This is a genomic window from Pseudomonas sp. FP603, from assembly GCF_030687415.1.
Taxonomy (GTDB): Bacteria; Pseudomonadota; Gammaproteobacteria; order Pseudomonadales; family Pseudomonadaceae; genus Aquipseudomonas; species Aquipseudomonas wuhanensis.
This window is the reverse complement of record NZ_CP117431.1, coordinates 804,894-822,603: the sequence shown is the minus strand read 5'-3', so window position 1 is coordinate 822,603 and position 17,710 is coordinate 804,894. Positions and strand designations below refer to the sequence as shown.

Below are 17,710 nucleotides of genomic sequence, written 5' to 3'. Positions count from 1 at the left end.
CTCCACTTCCAGCTCGCCTGGGCACCGGAACGTCGATTTGGCGTTATCACCGTCCAGCGTTGCATTGAAGAGGATTAGGCCACCCCTATTCAGTTCAAAAGTAGCCATGCACGAACAATATCAGCCCCGTGAAATCGAAGCCGCCGCCCAGTCGTTCTGGGACGAGCAAAAGTCCTTTGAAGTCAGTGAACAGCCAGGCAAGGAGACGTTCTACTGCCTGTCGATGTTCCCTTACCCCAGCGGCAAGCTACACATGGGGCACGTGCGCAACTACACCATCGGCGACGTGATCTCCCGCTACCAGCGCATGCAAGGCAAGAACGTCCTGCAACCCATGGGTTGGGACGCCTTCGGCATGCCGGCGGAAAACGCCGCGATGAAGAACAACGTAGCGCCCGCCAAGTGGACCTACGAAAACATCGCCTACATGAAAACCCAGCTGCGCAGCCTGGGCCTGGCGGTGGACTGGTCCCGCGAAGTCACCACCTGCAAGCCTGATTACTACCGCTGGGAACAATGGCTGTTCACTCGCCTGTTCGAAAAAGGCGTGATTTACAAGAAAAGCGGCACCGTGAACTGGGACCCGGTTGATCAGACCGTTCTGGCCAACGAACAGGTGATCGACGGTCGCGGCTGGCGTTCCGGCGCGCTGATCGAAAAACGCGAAATTCCGATGTACTACTTCAAGATCACCGCCTACGCGGATGAGCTGCTGGAAAGTCTCGACGAACTGACTGGCTGGCCTGAACAGGTCAAGACCATGCAGCGCAACTGGATCGGCAAATCCCGCGGCATGGAAGTACAGTTCCCGTTCGACGTCGCCTCCATCGGCGAAACCGGCGCGCTGAAAGTATTCACCACCCGTCCAGACACCCTGATGGGCGCAACCTACGTTGCGGTGGCGGCCGAACACCATTTGGCTACCCTCGCCGCGCAGAACAACCCTGAGCTGCAAGCGTTCATCGCTGAATGCAAGGGCGGCAGCGTCGCCGAAGCCGACGTCGCCACTCAAGAGAAAAAAGGCCTGCCGACCTCGCTGTTCGTTGAACACCCGCTGACCGGCGAGAAACTCCCGGTATGGGTGGCCAACTATGTGCTGATGCATTACGGCGATGGCGCGGTCATGGCTGTTCCGGCTCACGATGAACGTGATTTCGAGTTCGCCACCAAGTACAACCTGCCAATCAAATCCGTGGTACGCACAAGTTCCGGTGACACCAACCCGGCCCCTTGGCAGGATGCGTACGGCGAGCACGGCACACTGATCAACTCCGGCGAATTCGACGGCCTCGACTTCGCAGGCGCCTTCGACGCCATTGAAGTGGCGCTGATCAAGAAAAACCTCGGCGCCTCGCGCACCCAGTTCCGCCTGCGCGACTGGGGCATCAGCCGTCAGCGCTATTGGGGCTGCCCGATTCCGATCATCCACTGCAACACCTGCGGTGATGTGCCGGTCCCGGAAGATCAACTGCCCGTGGTACTACCGGAAGACGTCGTACCGGACGGCGCTGGTTCGCCACTGGCGCGCATGCCCGAGTTCTACGAGTGCAGCTGCCCGAAATGCGGCGCACCGGCCAAGCGTGAAACCGACACCATGGACACCTTCGTCGAGTCCTCGTGGTACTACGCCCGCTACGCCTCGCCACACTATGAAGGTGGCCTGGTGGAAAAAGCGGCTGCCGACCATTGGCTGCCGGTGGATCAGTACATCGGCGGGATCGAACACGCCATTCTTCACCTGCTTTATGCGCGCTTCTTCCACAAGCTGATGCGCGACGAAGGCCTGGTGAGCTCCAACGAGCCGTTCAAGAACCTGCTGACCCAGGGCATGGTGATCGCCGAGACTTACTATCGTCGTGAAGCCAACGGTGCCTACACGTGGTTCAACCCGGCGGACGTCGAACTCGAACGCGACAGCAAGGCCAAGGTCATTAGCGCCAAGCTGATCGCCGACGGCCTGCCGGTGGAAATCGGTGGCACCGAGAAGATGGCCAAGTCGAAAAACAACGGCGTTGACCCACAGTCGATGATTGACCAGTTCGGCGCAGACACCTGCCGCCTGTTCATGATGTTCGCCTCGCCACCTGACATGAGCGCGGAATGGTCCGACTCCGGAGTAGAAGGCTCGCACCGCTTCCTCAAGCGCGTCTGGCGTCTGGCTCAAGCGCACGTCATCCAGGGCCTGCCGGGCAAACTGGACGTTGCCAGCCTGAACGACGAGCAGAAAGCCATTCGCCGTTCGATCCACCAGGCCATCAAGCAGGCCAGCCACGACGTCGGCCAGAACCACAAATTCAACACCGCCATCGCCCAGGTGATGACGCTGATGAACGTGCTGGAAAAAGCCGCGCAAGGCACCGAACAGGATCGCGCACTGATTCACGAAGGTCTGGAAACCGTAGTCCTGCTGCTGGCACCGATCACCCCGCACATCAGCCACGAGCTGTGGCATCGCCTGGGTCACGCCGATCCGGTCATCGATGCCGGTTGGCCGGTGCTGGATGAAAGCGCCCTGGTACAGGACAGCCTGCAACTGGTCATTCAGGTGAACGGCAAACTGCGCGGCCACATCGAAATGCCGGCCAGCGCCAGTCGCGAAGAAGTCGAAGCCGCTGCACGGGCCAACGAAAACGTCCTGCGCTTCGTCGATGGCCTGACTATTCGCAAAGTGATCGTAGTGCCCGGGAAACTGGTCAATATCGTCGCCAGCTAAATTGGATCGGGCGCCAGGTCATGCCTGGCGCCGAGTAAAACCTTTCGGGCCGCTTGACCGGCCCACATGGTTTCAAGGGGAGCAACAAGATGATCAAACGCAATTTGCTGGTGATGGGCCTTGCAGTCCTGCTGAGCGCCTGCGGTTTCCAGCTGCGCGGCACCGGCACCACCGAACTGGCGATCAAGGAACTCGACCTGAGCGCCCGCAACGCCTACGGCGAAACCGTGACACAAATGCGTCAGGTGCTGGAAAGCAGCGGCGTCAAGGTCTACAGCGGCGCGCCTTACAAACTGTATCTGGCTGACGAGCAGGAAAACCAGCGCATCCTCAGTTATGCAGGCGCCGGCCGTACTGGCGAGTACCAGATGGCCATGGTAGTGAATTACGACATCCGCGGTCAGGGCAACCTGCCACTGCTGAGCGACAAGCTCGAAGTACAGAAAGTCTTCATCCATGACGGCAACAACCTGGTGGGTTCTGACCAGGAAGCCAACGATGCCCGCAAGGAAATGCGTCGTGAACTGGTTCAACGCATGATGCTGCGCCTGCAACAGTTGACCCCGACTCAGCTGGAACAAATGCAACAGACCGCTGATGCCAGGGCCAAGGCTGAAGCCGACGCACTGGAAGCGGCGCAGAAGGCTGAAGCGCAGACGCCGCGTCAGTCGCCTGTCGAACTGCCGCAGCAATAAGCCTTACGGGGCGCTCAGGCGCCCCGTTCGTCTCTTCTTATGAAACTCGCCCCCGCCCAACTCGGCAAACACCTGCAAGGCGCCCTCGCGCCGGTCTACGTCATCAGTGGCGATGACCCACTGTTGTGTCAGGAAGCTACCGACGCCATTCGCGCGGCTGCCCGCCAGCAAGGTTTCGATGAACGCCAGGTCTTCGCCGCCGATGCCAGTTTCGACTGGGGTACGCTGCTGCAGGCCGGCGCCAGCATGTCGCTGTTCGCCGAAAAACGTCTTCTGGAACTGCGTCTGCCCTCCGGCAAACCCGGAGACAAAGGCGCCGCGGCATTCATCGAGTATTGCTCGCGCCCGGCCGAAGACACGGTGCTGCTGATCAGCCTGCCCAAGCTTGACGGCAGTGCGCAAAAGACCAAGTGGGGCAAGGCACTGATCGAAGGTCCGCAGACCCAGTTCGTGCAGATCTGGCCCGTGGACACCAACCAGTTGCCAAGCTGGATCCGTCAACGACTGTCCCAGGCAGGGCTTTCCGCCAGCCAGGACGCCGTCGAACTGATCGCCGCTCGGGTCGAAGGCAACCTGCTGGCCGCCGCCCAGGAAATCGAAAAGCTCAAGCTGATGGCTGAAGGTGGGCAGATCACGGTCGAAACCGTGCAAGCGGCGGTGGCCGACAGCGCGCGTTTCGACGTCTTCGGCCTGACCGATGCGATCCTTAATGGCGAGGCTGCTCACGCCCTGCGCATGCTCGAAGGGTTGCGCGGCGAAGGTGTCGAACCGCCGGTGATTCTCTGGGCACTGGCCCGAGAGCTGCGTCTGCTGGCCAACCTGTCACTGCAATACAGCCAGGGCGTGCCGCTGGACAAAGCCTTCAGCCTGGCCCGACCGCCGATCTGGGACAAACGCAAACCGCTGATGAGCAAGGCGCTGCAACGCTACTCGGCGCAACGCTGGGCGCAGTTGCTGCTTGAAGCGCAGCGCATCGACGCGCAAATCAAAGGCCAGGCGGCGGGTTCACCCTGGATGAGTTTGAGCCGGTTGACGTTGTTGATGGCTGGGCAGAGATTGTCGTTGCCTGCCGAATAACCTGTTTTTCAGCCTGTACCAACCTCTGTGGCGAGGGAGCTTGCTCCCGCTGGGTTGCGAAGCGACCCCAAAACCAGACACCGCGACGCATCAGGTAATCCATATTCACCGGGTTTACGACTGCTCCGCAGCCGAACGGGAGCAAGCTCCCTCGCCACAGGTCATCATTTCCTACACATCCTGGGGACTAGACAGAACCCCAACTTCGGCCGATGATTTGCCCCGCAAAATCCACTCACTTGCAAGAGATCATCATGAGCAAAAAGCCATCCAAACATGGCCCCAACAAGGCCAAATCCATCATCGCCCAGCCACTGTTCCGCAGCCGTCAGGAACGAGCCGGCAAGGGCAAAGGCAGCTACCGCCGCGAAGCCTTCCAGTCTAATAGCTGGGAGGCTTCTTACTTTCTGGCGGCCTGAAAGGCAAGCCATCGCTCAACATGTTAAGGTCTGCACCTGATTCGTATCCTCTGGACCTGTGCATGCCCCTTTGTATTTCCCGTCGTTGGCCTCTTCGCCAACTGATAGCTGCCTCCAGCCTCATTCTGCTTGTCGCCTGCGCGGAAAAACCCACCGCTGCTGACGCCCAACCGCTTCAAACCCGCACCGTTGCGACGGCCCCTGCGATCATTCCGCCGGTGGTTCCAACCGGTGAAAATCTCGACATCCAGCCTACCCAGAGCTTTGCCGAATGGCAGGCGGGTTTCCGTAAAGACGCCCTCGCCGCCGGCATTCGCGCCGATCTCTTCGACCGTGCATTTGCCAATGTCAGCGTGGATACCAGCGTGATCCGTGCCGACCGCAGCCAACCGGAATTTACTCGCCCGGTGTGGGAGTACCTCGACGGGGCGCTGTCGCCGCTGCGGGTGCGCAAAGGTCAGGCGCTGGTCAGCCAGTACGCCGACATCCTGCAAAGCATCGAGCAGCGCTACGGCGTCGACCGTCAGGCATTGGTCGCGGTGTGGGGCATGGAAAGTAACTTTGGTCAGTTCCAGGGCAGCAAGTCGGTGATCAACTCCCTGGCGACCCTGGCTTATGAAGGTCGACGTCCGGGCTTTGCTCATGCGCAACTGATCGCTGCCCTGCAAATCCTGCAACAGGGTGATATCGAACCTGAGAAAATGCTCGGTTCCTGGGCTGGCGCCATGGGCCAGACGCAGTTCATCCCGACCACCTACAATACCCACGCCGTGGACTTCGACGGCGATGGCCGCCGCGACATCTGGAACAGCTCCGCTGATGCATTGGCCTCGACCGCGCACTACCTGCAAAGCTCCGGCTGGCAGAAAGGCCAGCCCTGGGGCTTCGAAGCGCAATTGCCGAGTGGCTTCAATTACGCCCTGGCCGATGGCTCGATTCGCAAGAGCGTTGCCGAGTGGCGGCAACTGGGGGTGACCCTGCCCAATGGCGGCCAGGTTCCGGCGGGCTCCGAACACCTCTCGGCCGCCCTGCTGCTGCCGGCAGGCTATCGCGGCCCGGCGTTCCTGGTCCTCGATAACTTCCGCGCGATTCTCAAGTACAACAACTCTTCGTCCTACGCCTTGGCCGTTAGCCTGTTGTCCGAGCGTTTCAATGGCGGCGGCCTGATCAGCGGTCTATGGCCAAAAGATGACTTGCCGCTGAGCCGTACCGAGCGAATCGAGCTGCAAAACCTGCTGAGCGCCCAGAATTACGACGCAGGGACCGCCGACGGGATTATCGGCGCCAATACCCGTAAGGCGATCCGCGCCGCCCAGCAGTTCTTCGGCTGGCCGGCGGACGGCTATCCAACGCACAAATTGCTGGAAGGGTTGCGTAACCGCTAAAAGCATCGCGGGCAAGCCCGCTCCCACAAATTCAAAGGTGAATGCGACATTTGCGTACACCTTGAACCTGTGGGCTTGCCCGCGATGACTGACTGTCAGGCAGTGACGATTTACCGTTTGATCACCACATCCTGCTCCAACACCAACGCCTTGTCCCCCGCATCCAGCCTGACCAGCGCGCCCATCGGCAGCGTCAAATTCGGATCACAATGCCCGCTACGCCATCCGGATAGCACCGGTATCCGCAAAGGAGCAAAGGTCTGCTTGAGCAACCTCTCCAGCGCAATCGCATCAACCCCTGCCACATCCCCCACCAGAACCCCGCGCAGCTTGTGCAGCGTGCCGGCCAGGCGCAAATGAGTCAGCAACCGGTCGATGCGATACAACGGCTCGTTAATATCCTCGATGAACAGGATGACGCCCTCGGCATCGATCTCGTAAGGCGTGCCCATGGTCGCGGCGATCATCGACAGATTGCCCCCCAGCAAACGCCCGTGAGCAATGCCGGGCTCGATTGTGGTCAACGGCCAGGCCACCGGGTGAGAAAGCACACTGCCCGCCTTTACCTGCCCGCGCAGCATGTTGAAAAACGAGAACTCAGTGGGTTGCTGCTTGTCACCCAGCAGGTCAGCGTTGAGCATCGGGCCATGGAAGGTCACGAACCCTGCATAACGACTGATGGCCGAGTGCAGCGCAGTGATGTCGCTGTAGCCGATAAATGGCTTGGCGTTGTTGCGCAGTAATTCGAAATCGATGCGATCGAGCAAACGCGGCGTACCGTAACCGCCACGCAGACAGATGATGGCATCGACCTCGCTGTCGGCGAAGGCGCCATGCAAGTCATTGAGCCGCACATCATCGCTGCCGGCCAGATAACCCTCTTGCTCATAAACGCCGGGAAACACGCGCAGCGAATAGCCGCGAGCACGCATCCAGGCAATGGCTTTATCGGTGTCCAGCGCCGCGGGGCCGGCGGGCGCGATCACGCCGATCAGCCCTGCAGCCGGCAAGGCCGGTACGGGGGCATGAGGACAAAGGGTGTGGGTCGGTCGAGCAGTCATCCATGATTCTCCCTGTGAACGCTTCAGCACACAGTAGTCAGGAACGGGAATAAACAGAAGAGGGTCAATCGCACCACGGTTTGCAGGAAAAGACTGTAATCGCCGTGGGCACTGCTAAAAAAAGGCCCGCAAGGCCGGAGAAGCCTTGCGAGCCTTTTTTGCTCTCGCAACAGGATCAGGACGACATCAGCTCGGCCTTGACCAGTTTCGCCTGCTCGTCGGCGTGGTAAGAGGAGCGTACCAGCGGACCGGAAGCGACGTTCTTGAAGCCCATCTTGTAACCTTCCTCGGCAAACCAGGCGAAGGTGTCCGGGTGCACGAAGCGCTGGACCGGCAAGTGGCTGCGGGACGGTTGCAGGTACTGGCCCAGGGTCAGCATGTCGATGTCGTGTTCGCGCATGCGCTTCATGACTTCGATGACTTCTTCGTCGGTTTCGCCCAGGCCCAGCATCAAACCGGACTTGGTCGGAATGTGCGGCATCATCTGCTTGAAGCGTTGCAACAGAGTCAGCGACCACTGGTAATCCGAACCCGGGCGCGCAGCCTTGTACAGGCGCGGCACGGTTTCCAGGTTGTGGTTGAACACATCCGGCGGCTCGGCGGCGGTGATTTCCAGCGCGACGTCCATGCGGCCACGGTAGTCCGGGACCAGGGTTTCGAGCTGAACGTTCGGCGACAACTTGCGGATTTCGCGGATGCAGTCGGCAAAGTGCTGGGCACCGCCATCACGCAGGTCGTCGCGGTCTACCGAAGTGATTACGACGTACTTGAGCTTCAAGTCGGCGATGGCAATGGCCAGGCTTTCCGGCTCGTTGACGTCCAGTGGTTTCGGACGACCATGGCCGACGTCGCAGAACGGGCAGCGACGGGTGCAAATGTCACCCATGATCATGAAGGTCGCGGTGCCGCCGGAGAAGCACTCGCCCAGGTTCGGGCAGGACGCTTCTTCGCAAACGCTGTGCAGCTTGTGTTTACGCAGCAGGGCCTTGATGCGGTCGACCTCCGGGGAAACCGGGATGCGCACGCGAATCCAGTCGGGTTTCTTCGGCAGTTCAGTGGTCGGGATGATCTTCACCGGGATGCGTGCAACCTTCTCGGCGCCGCGCAGCTTGACGCCGGCTTCAACCTTGGCACGCGGGGCCGGACGCTCGGTGACATCGAGCGTCGGGATCATGGTTTGCACTGCATCAGTAGTCATATCAGTCGATTCCGCCCGTTAGGGTCGTCTGCTCAGCATAGTCGAGGTGTTTGACGAGCTGCGCGCGCAGCCGGGCACTTACCTCGGCAAATTCAATCGGTCCTGCGTGATCGCGCAGCTGGGTCATTGCCAGCCCGGCGTAGCCGCAGGGATTAATCCGTCGAAACGGTTCCAGATTCATATCCACGTTCAAGGCCAAGCCATGAAAGGAGCAACCGTGGCGGATCCGCAGACCCAGAGAAGCGATTTTCGCGCCATCGACATAGACACCCGGCGCATCCGGCTTGGCCACCGCGGTCACGCCGTAGCTGGCCAGCAGCTCGATCAGGCATTGTTCCATGCGACTGACCAGATCACGCACGCCGAACCCCAGCTTGCGCACGTCCAGCAACAGGTAGGCCACCAATTGGCCGGGACCGTGGTAAGTCACCTGACCACCGCGGTCGACCTTCACCACCGGAATATCCCCCGGCAGCAGCAGATGCTCAGCCTTGCCGGCCTGGCCCTGGGTGAACACCGGCGGATGTTCCACCAGCCAGATTTCGTCGGCGACATCGCTCCCGCGTTCGTTGGTAAAGCGCTGCATGGCGTGCCAGACCGGCTCGTAAGCCATCTGGCCGAGTTCGCGAAAGCCCAGCGTGCCAGGCATCACAGCACCATGTGCACGAAGCCGGTAGCCCGCAGTTCGCTGTTGATGTTGTACAGCTGGTCCTGGTCGGTGGCGACGATGTGCAACTGAATCGTGGTGTACTTGCCGTTGGTGCTTTGGCGTTCATCAACGCGGTCATGGTTGATCGTCGCGTGTTTCTTGACGATCTCGATGATCTTGTCTTTGTTGCCTACACCCGTATCGCTGATCACCTTAACCGGGTAATCAACATTGGGAAATTCGATCTTAGGCGCCTTTACTTCGGTATCGGTCATGGCGTAACGGCCTCGTAAGCGTAAGCCGTGGCGACAGCAAGGCCCCACGCCGGATCAGCGCGGGGCCATGCAGGTGCACACTATCAGTTGAACAAGCCGTAGAAGAATAGACGGATGCTATCCCACATGCGGCGGAAGATACCACCCTCGTCGACTGCGTCCAGAGCGATCAGGTCGGCGCTGTGCACCACTTTGTCGTCCAGTTTCACTTCGACTTTACCGATCACATCGCCCTTGGCGATTGGCGCGACCAGTTGCGGGGTCATGGTCATGCTGGCGGCGAGCTTTTTCAGCTGGCCTTTTGGCAGGGTCATGGTCAGGTCTTGAGCCAGGCCGGCCTTGACTTGATTGGTGGTGCCTTTCCAGACAGGTGCCTGAGCCAGCTCGGCGCCTTTCTGATAGAAAGTCTGGGTTTCGAAGAAGCGGAAACCGTAAGTCAGCAGCTTCTGGGTTTCAGCAGCACGGGCCACTTCGCTGTTGGTGCCAAACACCACGGCGATCAGGCGCATGCCATCACGCACGGCCGAAGACACCATGCAGTAGCCGGCTTCGTCGGTGTGACCGGTTTTCAGACCGTCGACAGTCTTGTCACGCCACAGCAGCAGGTTGCGGTTAGGCTGCTTGATGCCGTTCCAGAAGAACTCTTTCTGCGAGTAGATCGCGTAGTGAGCCGGGTCTTCGTGGATGATCGCGCGGGCCAGCACGGCCATGTCGTGAGCCGACGAATAGTGCTCAGGGTTCGGCAGGCCGGTCGGGTTCATGAAGTGGCTGTTGGTCATGCCCAGATCGGCCACGGTTTTGTTCATCATGTCGGCGAACGCATCTTCGCTGCCGGCGATGTGCTCGGCGAGCGCAACACTGGCGTCGTTACCCGACTGAATGATGATGCCGTGCAGCAGGTCGCTGACAGTGACTTGCGAGCCGACCTTGATGAACATCCGCGAACCGCCGGTACGCCAGGCGTTCTCGCTGACGGTCACCGGATCGTTTTCGCCGATCTGGCCACGACGGATTTCCAGGGTCGCGATGTACGCGGTCATCAGCTTGGTCAGGCTGGCCGGAGGCAGACGCTGGTCACCGTTGTTCTCTACCAGCACGTTGCCGCTGCTGGCGTCCATGAGTACGTAGGCTTTGGCGGCCAGTTGCGGTGGCGACGGCATCATCTCGACCGCGAAAGCGGCAGGCGAGAGGAGCAGCGGGACTAGCAGGCACAGGCGTTTGGCAAAGGTGGTGATGTTCATCCGTCTCTCGAAATCGCTAATGGAAACTGCCCTCGCGGGCAAAACTAATCAGACAACCCCTAACGGGCCGTCGCGTGTTCAGTTGCTCACTCTGTAACCCTTGCCGGGCTTTTGTTCTTCAACGAGCCAACAACCCGGTTCGCCCCCCAAACCGCAAGCGAACCGTCAAACAAGAACCAGGTATTACTCGGCGCTGACCAGGCTCGGCGAACCGAGATTGGCCAGCCGCACGCTGTTCTGCACCTGCTGGATTTCACCCGCCGAGCCGATCGGCCCCAGGCGCACCCGATGCAGTGTCTGTTGGTTACGCACGATCGAGCTGATGAACACTGGAGCGCTCACCATCCCGCTGAGCTTCGATCTCAGGAGTTCTGCAGCGTCCGGGTTGGCGAACGCGCCCACCTGCAGATACTGGCCAGAGGCTGGTACAGAAGCGTTTTTTTTTGCATCGATCTGCACGGGCACAACGGCCGCGGCGTGCTGCTGCGGCGGTGGTGTCCATTGCTCGACGGTGCCGGCCGATGCCGTCATCACCGGGGCGCTATTTTGCGCGACTTTCGGCTCGTTAAGCATCAACGGTGCCGGGCGGCCTTTGGCTGCCCACCATTGCTGCGGGTCGATGCCTTCGACCTTGACCCGCGCCGTGCCGGTTTCAGCGTAGCCGAGCTTCTTGGCGGCCGCGTAGGACAAGTCGATGATCCGGTCCGAATAGAACGGGCCGCGGTCGTTGACCCGCAGGATCACAGCCTTGTTGTTGTCCAGGTTAGTCACCCGAACGTAACTTGGCAGTGGCAATGTCTTGTGGGCGGCGCTCATGCCATACAGGTCATAGACTTCGCCGTTGGCGGTGTTCTGACCATGGAACTTGGTGCCATACCAGGATGCCGTGCCCGAGGCTACGTAGGTCTTGGATTCCTGCTGCGGGAAATAAGTCTTGCCTAACACCGTATACGGGTTGGCTTTGTAAGGACCGCTGTGCAAAGTCGGCGTGGCATCCGGAATACGCGAAACATCAACGTCCCACCAAGGCGCGCCATCCTTGTGAGCCCGGTTGATATCGAGGCCAGGCGCCGAACGAACGGCGGTCGGGGACTTCTGAGCCGGCGCGCGGCTGGTCGAACAACTGGCGACCAGAACCGTCAACGCGGCGAATGCCATGAGCTTCAGGGGTTTATTCATAGGCAATGCCCGCATTACTTGACGCCCCGTGCTTGGACCAGCTGTTCAGACAGTTGATGTACGGCCATGGCGTACATCACGCTGCGGTTATAACGCGTGATTGCGTAAAAATTCGTCAGGCCCATCCAGTATTCAGGGCCATTGTCACCTTCCAGGCGGAAAGCCGTGACCGGCATATCATCGCGCAGCGCATCATGACTCGACCAGCCCAGCACCCGCAACTCCCCGACGGTTTTCGTCGGCTCGATGCCTGCGGTCAAACCCTCGTCTACCTGATCGCCACGCACATCGGCGCGGCTGACCACAGGTTCACCGGCGACCCAGCCGTGACGCTTGAAATAACTGGCGACGCTGCCGATGGCATCGTCCGGGTTGTTCCAGATATTAATGTGGCCGTCACCGTCGAAATCCACCGCATAGGCGCGAAAACTGCTCGGCATGAACTGCGGCAAACCCATGGCCCCGGCGTAGGAGCCTTTGAGGGTCAACGGATCAACCTGCTCCTCGCGGGCCAGCAGCAAGAATTCACGCAATTCCTTGCGGAAGAATTCGGCACGGGGAGGATAGTCGAAACCCAGGGTCGACAAGGCATCGATCACCCGAAAATTACCGGTATTGCGACCAAAGAAGGTCTCGACGCCGATGATCGAGACGATCACCTGCGCCGGCACGCCGTATTCCTGCTCGGCACGAGCCAGGACCGCTTCGTGCTGACGCCAGAAGTCCACACCACGGGCGATGCGCGCATCGGTGATGAACATCGGGCGATATTCTTTCCACTGTTTAACCCGTTCGGCGGGCTTGGAGATCGCGTCCAGAATCGACTGCTTGCGCTCGGCTTCGCGGAACACGCCCATCAGCTGTTCACCGGCAAAGCCATAGTCGCGGGTCATTTCACCGACGAACTCGGCCACCTGGGGCGAGCCTTCGTAATCGCCGGCCCACGCTTGCTGCGCGGTACCAAGGATGCTTACCAGGCCGACCCACGGTGCGTATCGAGTCGCCCAGCCACGCATTACTTGCATTGAAATCTTCACCTTATTCAAACCTGTGCGATCCACTTACGATGGGTATGGATCGACATCAAAACCCCAAACGCTGACAGTAGCGTCACCAGCGAAGTTCCTCCGTAGCTAATGAACGGCAACGGCACCCCCACAACCGGCAACAGGCCACTGACCATACCGATGTTGACGAAAACGTAAACAAAAAACGTCATGGTCAGGCTGCCCGCGAGCAATTTGCCGAACAACGTCTGCGCCTGGGCGGTTATCACCAGCCCGCGACCAATCAACAGCAGGTAAATCAGCAACAGTGCGCAGATGCCCACCAAGCCAAATTCTTCGCCCAGCACCGCAATAATGAAGTCGGTGTGGCTTTCCGGCAGGAAGTCCAGGTGCGACTGAGTGCCAAGCAACCAGCCTTTGCCGAACACGCCGCCGGAACCAATGGCGGCTTTCGACTGAATGATGTTCCAGCCCGTGCCCAGCGGATCGCTCTCTGGGTCGAGGAAGGTCAGGATTCGCTGCTTCTGGTAGTCGTGCATGATGAAGTACCACATGCCGACAGCCACCGGCACAGCCGCGGCGATCACGCTGAGAATCCAGCGCCAGCGCAGGCCGCCCATGAACAGCACGAACGCACCACCGGCGAGAATAAGCAGCGAAGTGCCGAGGTCGGGCTGACGCACGATCAGGATGAATGGCAACCCGATCAGAAACAGACTGACGCCCACATGCTTGAGCTGTGGCGGCAAGGAGCGCTTGGCCAGGTACCAGGCGATGGTTGCCGGCATCAGGATCTTCATGAATTCCGAGGGCTGGAAGCGGATCACCCCGGGAATGTTGATCCAGCGCGTGGCCCCCATGGCGTTGTGGCCCATGACATCCACCACCACCAGCAACAACACACCGATCACATAACCGACCGGCACCCAACGGGCCATGAAGCGCGGCTCGAACTGGGCGATGACGATCATCGACACCAGGCCGATGCCGAAGGAAGTGGCTTGCTTGGCCAGCAGATCCCAGCTTTTGCCGCTGGCCGAATACAGCACGAACAGGCTGCCGGCCGCGAGGGTCAACAGCAGGATCAGCAACGGGCCGTCGATGTGCATGCGTTGCAACAGCGTCGCACGGCGACGCATCACGTCCTCGCTGGAGAGGATGCGATCGAAATTACTCTTCACGGGCCGTAGCCTCCGCACTGATAGGGCTGGCGTATTCGGCTTTCAGTCGGCCATCCTGGTCCAGGAGCCAGGCGTCCATGACTTGACGCACCACAGGCGCGGCGACGCCGGAGCCGGACTCGCCGTTCTCGACCATCACCGACACTACGATTTTCGGGTTTTCGGCCGGCGCGAAGCCGACGAACAAGGCGTGGTCGCGGTGGCGTTCCTGAACCTTGGAGCGGTCGTACTTCTCGCCTTGCTTGATCGCGACCACCTGAGCCGTACCACTTTTGCCGGCGATCCGGTATTGCGAACCGATCGCGGCCTTGCGCGCGGTACCGCGAGCACCGTGCATCACCTGCTGCATACCGTGGTTGACCTTGGTCCAGTCCGACGGGTCGCGCAGGATAATATCGGGCATCGGATTTTCGTCCACCGGCTTCGCACCTTCGAGGGTCTTGGCCAAATGCGGACGATTCCAGACACCTTTGTTGGCCACCAGCGCCGTGGCCTGGGCCAACTGCAACGGAGTGGACTGCATATAGCCCTGACCGATCCCGAGAATCAGCGTTTCGCCCGGGTACCAGGCCTGACGACGGGTCGCGCGCTTCCATTCCCGGGTCGGCATCAATCCCGGCGACTCTTCGAACATGTCGAGGGAGACCTTCTGGCCAATGCCGAATTTGCTCATGTAGGCCGACAACCGATCAATCCCCAGCTTGTGCGCCAGGTCATAGAAGTAGGTGTCGTTGGACCGCATGATCGCCGTATCCAGATCCACATAACCGTCGCCCGTACGGTTCCAGTTACGGTATTTGTGATCGTAGTTGGGCAGTTGGTAGTAACCGGGGTCGTAGACCCGGGACGACGCCGTGACCACGCCCGCATCCAGGCCCGCAATCGCTACCGCCGGTTTAATCGTCGAGCCCGGCGGGTACAGACCGCGCAACACGCGGTTGAACAGTGGCCGATCGATGGAATCGCGCAACTCGGAATAGGCTTTGAAGCTGATGCCGGTGACGAACAGGTTCGGGTCGAAACTCGGCTGACTGACCATCGCCAGCACTTCGCCGGTTTTCGGGTCCAGCGCCACCACCGCGCCACGGCGACCGCCCAATGCGGCTTCGGCGGCTTCCTGCAATTTGATGTCCAGGCTCAGGACAATGTCCTTGCCGGGAATCGGATCGGTACGCTTGAGCACGCGTAATACGCGGCCTCGTGCGTTGGTTTCGACTTCCTCGTAACCCACCTGGCCGTGCAACTCGGCCTCATAGAAGCGCTCGATGCCGGTCTTGCCGATGTGGTGGGTGCCGCTGTAGTTGACCGGATCGAGCGACTTCAGCTCTTTCTCGTTGATCCGCCCCATGTAACCCACCGAGTGCGCAAAGTGCGCGCCCTGCGGGTAATGACGCACCAACTGCGCGACCACTTCCACACCGGGCAGGCGGAACTGGTTCACCGCGATGCGGGCGATCTGCTCTTCGGTCAGTTCAAACAGGATTGGCACCGGCTCAAACGGTCGGCGCCCCTGACGCATGCGTTTCTCGAAGATCACCCGGTCCTCGGGCGTCAGTTCGAGCACCTCGACGATCACGTCGAGCACTTGCTGCCAGTTGCCGGAGCGTTCGCGGGTCATGCTCAGGCTGAAGCTCGGCCGGTTGTCGGCCACCACCACGCCATTGCGGTCGAAGATCAACCCGCGAGTCGGCGGAATCGGCTGCACATGGACGCGGTTGTTTTCCGACAGGGTCGAGTGGTACTCGTACTGGATCACCTGAAGGAAATACAGCCGCGCGATCAGCACGCCAATCAGCGCCACCACTGCAATGGCCCCGAACACGACGCGGCCACGCACCAGACGGGCGTCTTTTTCGTGGTCCTTGATGCGGATCGGCTGGGGCATGAGGGCAGAACTACTTGTGGTAAGGGTGGCCGGACAGGACTGTCCAGGCACGATACAGCTGTTCGCCGATCAGAATCCGCACCAATGGGTGCGGCAACGTCAACGGCGACAACGACCAGCGTTGATCCGCCCGGGCACAGACTTCCGGCGACAGCCCCTCGGGGCCGCCGACCATGAAATTCACCGTGCGCGAGTCCAGCCGCCAGCGATCGAGTTCAACCGCCAGTTGCTCGGTGCTCCAGGGCTTGCCGTGGACTTCGAGGGTGACAATGCGCTCGTTCGGCCCGACCTTCGCCAGCATGGCTTCGCCTTCCTGACGGATAAAGCGCGCCACGTCGGCGTTCTTGCCGCGGGTGTTGAGCGGAATTTCCACCAGTTCCAGCGCCAGCTCGGACGGAAGACGCTTGGCATATTCATGCCAGCCTTCTTCCACCCATTTGGGCATGCGTGAACCGACGGCGATCAGTCGCAGTCGCACAGCGGTCCCTTATTGCTGGTCTTTGTTGAGCTTGGTGAAATGCTCATGGGTGTTCTCAGGGCTGTGGTGTGCAGCGCTGGCCGAACGGCTTTGCTCGGCACCGGCCCACAGGCGTTCCAGGTCATAGAACTGGCGAGCCGAGGCGGTCATCATGTGCACGATGACGTCGTCCATATCCAGCAGGACCCAGTCGCTGTCGCCCTTGCCTTCTTCGCCCAGCGGCTTGACGCCCCGGGCCTTGACCGCTTCGCGGACCTTGTCCAGCATCGCGCCGATCTGGCGGTTGGACGTACCGGTGGCGATGATCATGTAGTCAGTGATGCTCTGCTTTTCACGAACGTCGATCACCTGGATGTCCTGGGCCTTGACGTCTTCCAGGGCCGCTACGGCAACCTTGACCAGCTCTTCGCCGGCCAGTGGCGCGCCAGTTGGCGCTTCTACAGGCAGCGGAGCGCTCTTGAATGTGCCTTTGCGCTTTACTTTGCTTACGTCTTTGTCAGTCATATAAAACTCGTTTTGCTCGTATGTTCGGGCGCTTCGATACACGCATTCACGTGCCTTGAAGCGCGCCCTTTTTCAGTTCGACGCACGGTAGAGTCCGTGCGCATCGATGTAGGCCAGGACCGCGTCGGGCACCAGGAAACGTACCGACTTACCGCTGGCCAGCAGTTGACGGATCTGGGTGGCGGATACCGCGAGCGGCGTCTGCCAGACGAATGCAATCTGTCCGCTCGGCCCTTTGAGGGCCAGCGGGTCGCTCACCGAGCGCGCTGCCAGCAGGTTGCGCAAGGCATCCGGTGGTTCGCTGTCGGCATCCGGGCGTTGCAGCACCAGGATGTGGCAATGCTGGAGTAACTCTTCCCAGCGATGCCAAGTGGGCAGGCCGCAAAATGCGTCCCAGCCCAAAAGTAGAAAAACCTGGTCCGGGCCGGCCAGTTCGGCGCGCATCAGTTCCAGGGTGTCGATGGTGTAGGACGGTTTGTCCCGCTGCAATTCGCGGGCGTCCACCACCAACGGTGGCACACCGGCCACCGCGCACTTGACCATCGCCAGACGGTCCTTCGCCGACACCTGCGGCGTACCCCGATGAGGCGGCCTGGCACTGGGTGTCAGACGCAATTCATCGAGCGCCAGCGATTCGGCGACTTCCAGCGCACCGCGCAAATGGCCGATGTGCACCGGGTCGAAGGTCCCGCCCAGCACGCCAATGCGTCGAGGCTGGGGCTCGCTGACGGTCACTTGGACTGACGGGTCGAAGTCGCCCAAG

Annotated in this window: 17 protein-coding genes; 5 read left to right on the top strand and 12 right to left on the bottom strand. The window is 60.5% G+C overall.

Going from position 1 to position 17,710, the window contains the following annotated elements; all coding sequences use genetic code 11:
- Positions 1–106: 106 nt before the first annotated feature.
- The 5 genes from leuS (at position 107) to PSH65_RS03840 (ending at position 6,289) form a co-directional block, all read left to right on the top strand.
- Complete coding sequence (leuS, locus tag PSH65_RS03860) at positions 107–2,713, top strand: leucine--tRNA ligase (RefSeq protein WP_305424995.1); 2,607 nt, start codon at positions 107–109, stop codon at positions 2,711–2,713.
- Between the two features lie 89 nt (positions 2,714–2,802).
- Entirely contained in the window at positions 2,803–3,408 is a 606-nt protein-coding gene (gene lptE / locus PSH65_RS03855) for an LPS assembly lipoprotein LptE (RefSeq protein WP_305424994.1), read from the top strand.
- Between the two features lie 39 nt (positions 3,409–3,447).
- The gene (holA, locus tag PSH65_RS03850) at positions 3,448–4,485 is read left to right on the top strand and encodes a DNA polymerase III subunit delta (RefSeq protein ID WP_305424993.1); all 1,038 of its coding nucleotides are present in this window, start codon (positions 3,448–3,450) and stop codon (positions 4,483–4,485) included.
- Between the two features lie 254 nt (positions 4,486–4,739).
- Positions 4,740–4,904: an alternative ribosome rescue factor ArfA gene (gene arfA, locus PSH65_RS03845; RefSeq protein ID WP_003176285.1), complete on the top strand. Its 165-nt coding sequence runs from the start codon at positions 4,740–4,742 to the stop codon at positions 4,902–4,904.
- A gap of 62 nt (positions 4,905–4,966) precedes the next feature.
- Positions 4,967–6,289, top strand: a complete 1,323-nt coding sequence (locus PSH65_RS03840; RefSeq protein ID WP_305424992.1) for a lytic murein transglycosylase — start codon at positions 4,967–4,969, stop codon at positions 6,287–6,289.
- A gap of 110 nt (positions 6,290–6,399) precedes the next feature.
- Here PSH65_RS03840 and PSH65_RS03835 read toward each other — a convergent pair whose 3' ends face one another.
- From PSH65_RS03835 to nadD, 12 genes are all read right to left on the bottom strand, one after another.
- Positions 6,400–7,350, bottom strand: a complete 951-nt coding sequence (locus tag PSH65_RS03835) for an LD-carboxypeptidase (RefSeq protein WP_305424991.1) — start codon at positions 7,348–7,350, stop codon at positions 6,400–6,402.
- A 175-nt stretch (positions 7,351–7,525) separates the two neighbouring features.
- On the bottom strand, positions 7,526–8,548 hold the full coding sequence (lipA, locus tag PSH65_RS03830; protein WP_007946663.1) for a lipoyl synthase: 1,023 nt from the start codon (positions 8,546–8,548) through the stop codon (positions 7,526–7,528).
- 1 nt (position 8,549) lies between these two features.
- A complete protein-coding gene (lipB, locus tag PSH65_RS03825) occupies positions 8,550–9,197 on the bottom strand; it encodes a lipoyl(octanoyl) transferase LipB (protein ID WP_305424990.1) in 648 nt (215 codons plus the stop codon).
- The gene (locus tag PSH65_RS03820) at positions 9,197–9,472 is read right to left on the bottom strand and encodes a DUF493 domain-containing protein (RefSeq protein WP_003215438.1); all 276 of its coding nucleotides are present in this window, start codon (positions 9,470–9,472) and stop codon (positions 9,197–9,199) included. Before PSH65_RS03820 ends, lipB begins: the two co-directional genes overlap by 1 nt.
- An 83-nt stretch (positions 9,473–9,555) precedes the next feature.
- Positions 9,556–10,713 carry a D-alanyl-D-alanine carboxypeptidase family protein gene (locus PSH65_RS03815; protein WP_305424989.1) on the bottom strand — a complete coding sequence of 386 codons (1,158 nt, stop codon included), beginning with the start codon at positions 10,711–10,713 and terminating at the stop codon, positions 9,556–9,558.
- 183 nt (positions 10,714–10,896) lie between these two features.
- Positions 10,897–11,907 carry a septal ring lytic transglycosylase RlpA family protein gene (locus tag PSH65_RS03810; RefSeq protein WP_305424988.1) on the bottom strand — a complete coding sequence of 337 codons (1,011 nt, stop codon included), beginning with the start codon at positions 11,905–11,907 and terminating at the stop codon, positions 10,897–10,899.
- A complete protein-coding gene (mltB, locus tag PSH65_RS03805; RefSeq protein WP_305424987.1) occupies positions 11,907–12,917 on the bottom strand; it encodes a lytic murein transglycosylase B in 1,011 nt (336 codons plus the stop codon). The genes PSH65_RS03810 and mltB overlap by 1 nt, the downstream gene beginning before the upstream one ends.
- A gap of 17 nt (positions 12,918–12,934) precedes the next feature.
- Positions 12,935–14,038: a rod shape-determining protein RodA gene (gene rodA / locus PSH65_RS03800; RefSeq protein ID WP_050549258.1), complete on the bottom strand. Its 1,104-nt coding sequence runs from the start codon at positions 14,036–14,038 to the stop codon at positions 12,935–12,937.
- Positions 14,039–14,069: 31 nt separating this feature from the next.
- A complete protein-coding gene (gene mrdA / locus PSH65_RS03795) occupies positions 14,070–15,965 on the bottom strand; it encodes a penicillin-binding protein 2 (RefSeq protein WP_305424986.1) in 1,896 nt (631 codons plus the stop codon).
- A 10-nt stretch (positions 15,966–15,975) separates the two neighbouring features.
- Positions 15,976–16,443, bottom strand: a complete 468-nt coding sequence (gene rlmH / locus PSH65_RS03790) for a 23S rRNA (pseudouridine(1915)-N(3))-methyltransferase RlmH (protein WP_305424985.1) — start codon at positions 16,441–16,443, stop codon at positions 15,976–15,978.
- Between the two features lie 9 nt (positions 16,444–16,452).
- Complete coding sequence (rsfS, locus tag PSH65_RS03785; RefSeq protein ID WP_205886540.1) at positions 16,453–16,947, bottom strand: ribosome silencing factor; 495 nt, start codon at positions 16,945–16,947, stop codon at positions 16,453–16,455.
- A 72-nt stretch (positions 16,948–17,019) separates the two neighbouring features.
- A complete protein-coding gene (gene nadD, locus PSH65_RS03780; RefSeq protein WP_305424984.1) occupies positions 17,020–17,709 on the bottom strand; it encodes a nicotinate-nucleotide adenylyltransferase in 690 nt (229 codons plus the stop codon).
- Position 17,710 lies beyond the last annotated feature (1 nt).

What these genes read in the sequence shown, in the direction of transcription:
- leuS (WP_305424995.1), top strand. Translation starts at nt 107, where the DNA reads ATGCACGAACAATATCAGCCCCGTGAAATCGAAGCCGCCGCCCAGTCG.
- lptE (WP_305424994.1), top strand. Translation starts at nt 2,803, where the DNA reads ATGATCAAACGCAATTTGCTGGTGATGGGCCTTGCAGTCCTGCTGAGC.
- holA (WP_305424993.1), top strand. Translation starts at nt 3,448, where the DNA reads ATGAAACTCGCCCCCGCCCAACTCGGCAAACACCTGCAAGGCGCCCTC.
- arfA (WP_003176285.1), top strand. Translation starts at nt 4,740, where the DNA reads ATGAGCAAAAAGCCATCCAAACATGGCCCCAACAAGGCCAAATCCATC.
- PSH65_RS03840 (WP_305424992.1), top strand. Translation starts at nt 4,967, where the DNA reads ATGCCCCTTTGTATTTCCCGTCGTTGGCCTCTTCGCCAACTGATAGCT.
- PSH65_RS03835 (WP_305424991.1), bottom strand. Translation starts at nt 7,350, where the DNA reads ATGACTGCTCGACCGACCCACACCCTTTGTCCTCATGCCCCCGTACCG.
- lipA (WP_007946663.1), bottom strand. Translation starts at nt 8,548, where the DNA reads ATGACTACTGATGCAGTGCAAACCATGATCCCGACGCTCGATGTCACC.
- lipB (WP_305424990.1), bottom strand. Translation starts at nt 9,197, where the DNA reads ATGCCTGGCACGCTGGGCTTTCGCGAACTCGGCCAGATGGCTTACGAG.
- PSH65_RS03820 (WP_003215438.1), bottom strand. Translation starts at nt 9,472, where the DNA reads ATGACCGATACCGAAGTAAAGGCGCCTAAGATCGAATTTCCCAATGTT.
- PSH65_RS03815 (WP_305424989.1), bottom strand. Translation starts at nt 10,713, where the DNA reads ATGAACATCACCACCTTTGCCAAACGCCTGTGCCTGCTAGTCCCGCTG.
- PSH65_RS03810 (WP_305424988.1), bottom strand. Translation starts at nt 11,907, where the DNA reads ATGCGGGCATTGCCTATGAATAAACCCCTGAAGCTCATGGCATTCGCC.
- mltB (WP_305424987.1), bottom strand. Translation starts at nt 12,917, where the DNA reads ATGCAAGTAATGCGTGGCTGGGCGACTCGATACGCACCGTGGGTCGGC.
- rodA (WP_050549258.1), bottom strand. Translation starts at nt 14,038, where the DNA reads ATGCGTCGCCGTGCGACGCTGTTGCAACGCATGCACATCGACGGCCCG.
- mrdA (WP_305424986.1), bottom strand. Translation starts at nt 15,965, where the DNA reads ATGCCCCAGCCGATCCGCATCAAGGACCACGAAAAAGACGCCCGTCTG.
- rsfS (WP_205886540.1), bottom strand. Translation starts at nt 16,947, where the DNA reads ATGACTGACAAAGACGTAAGCAAAGTAAAGCGCAAAGGCACATTCAAG.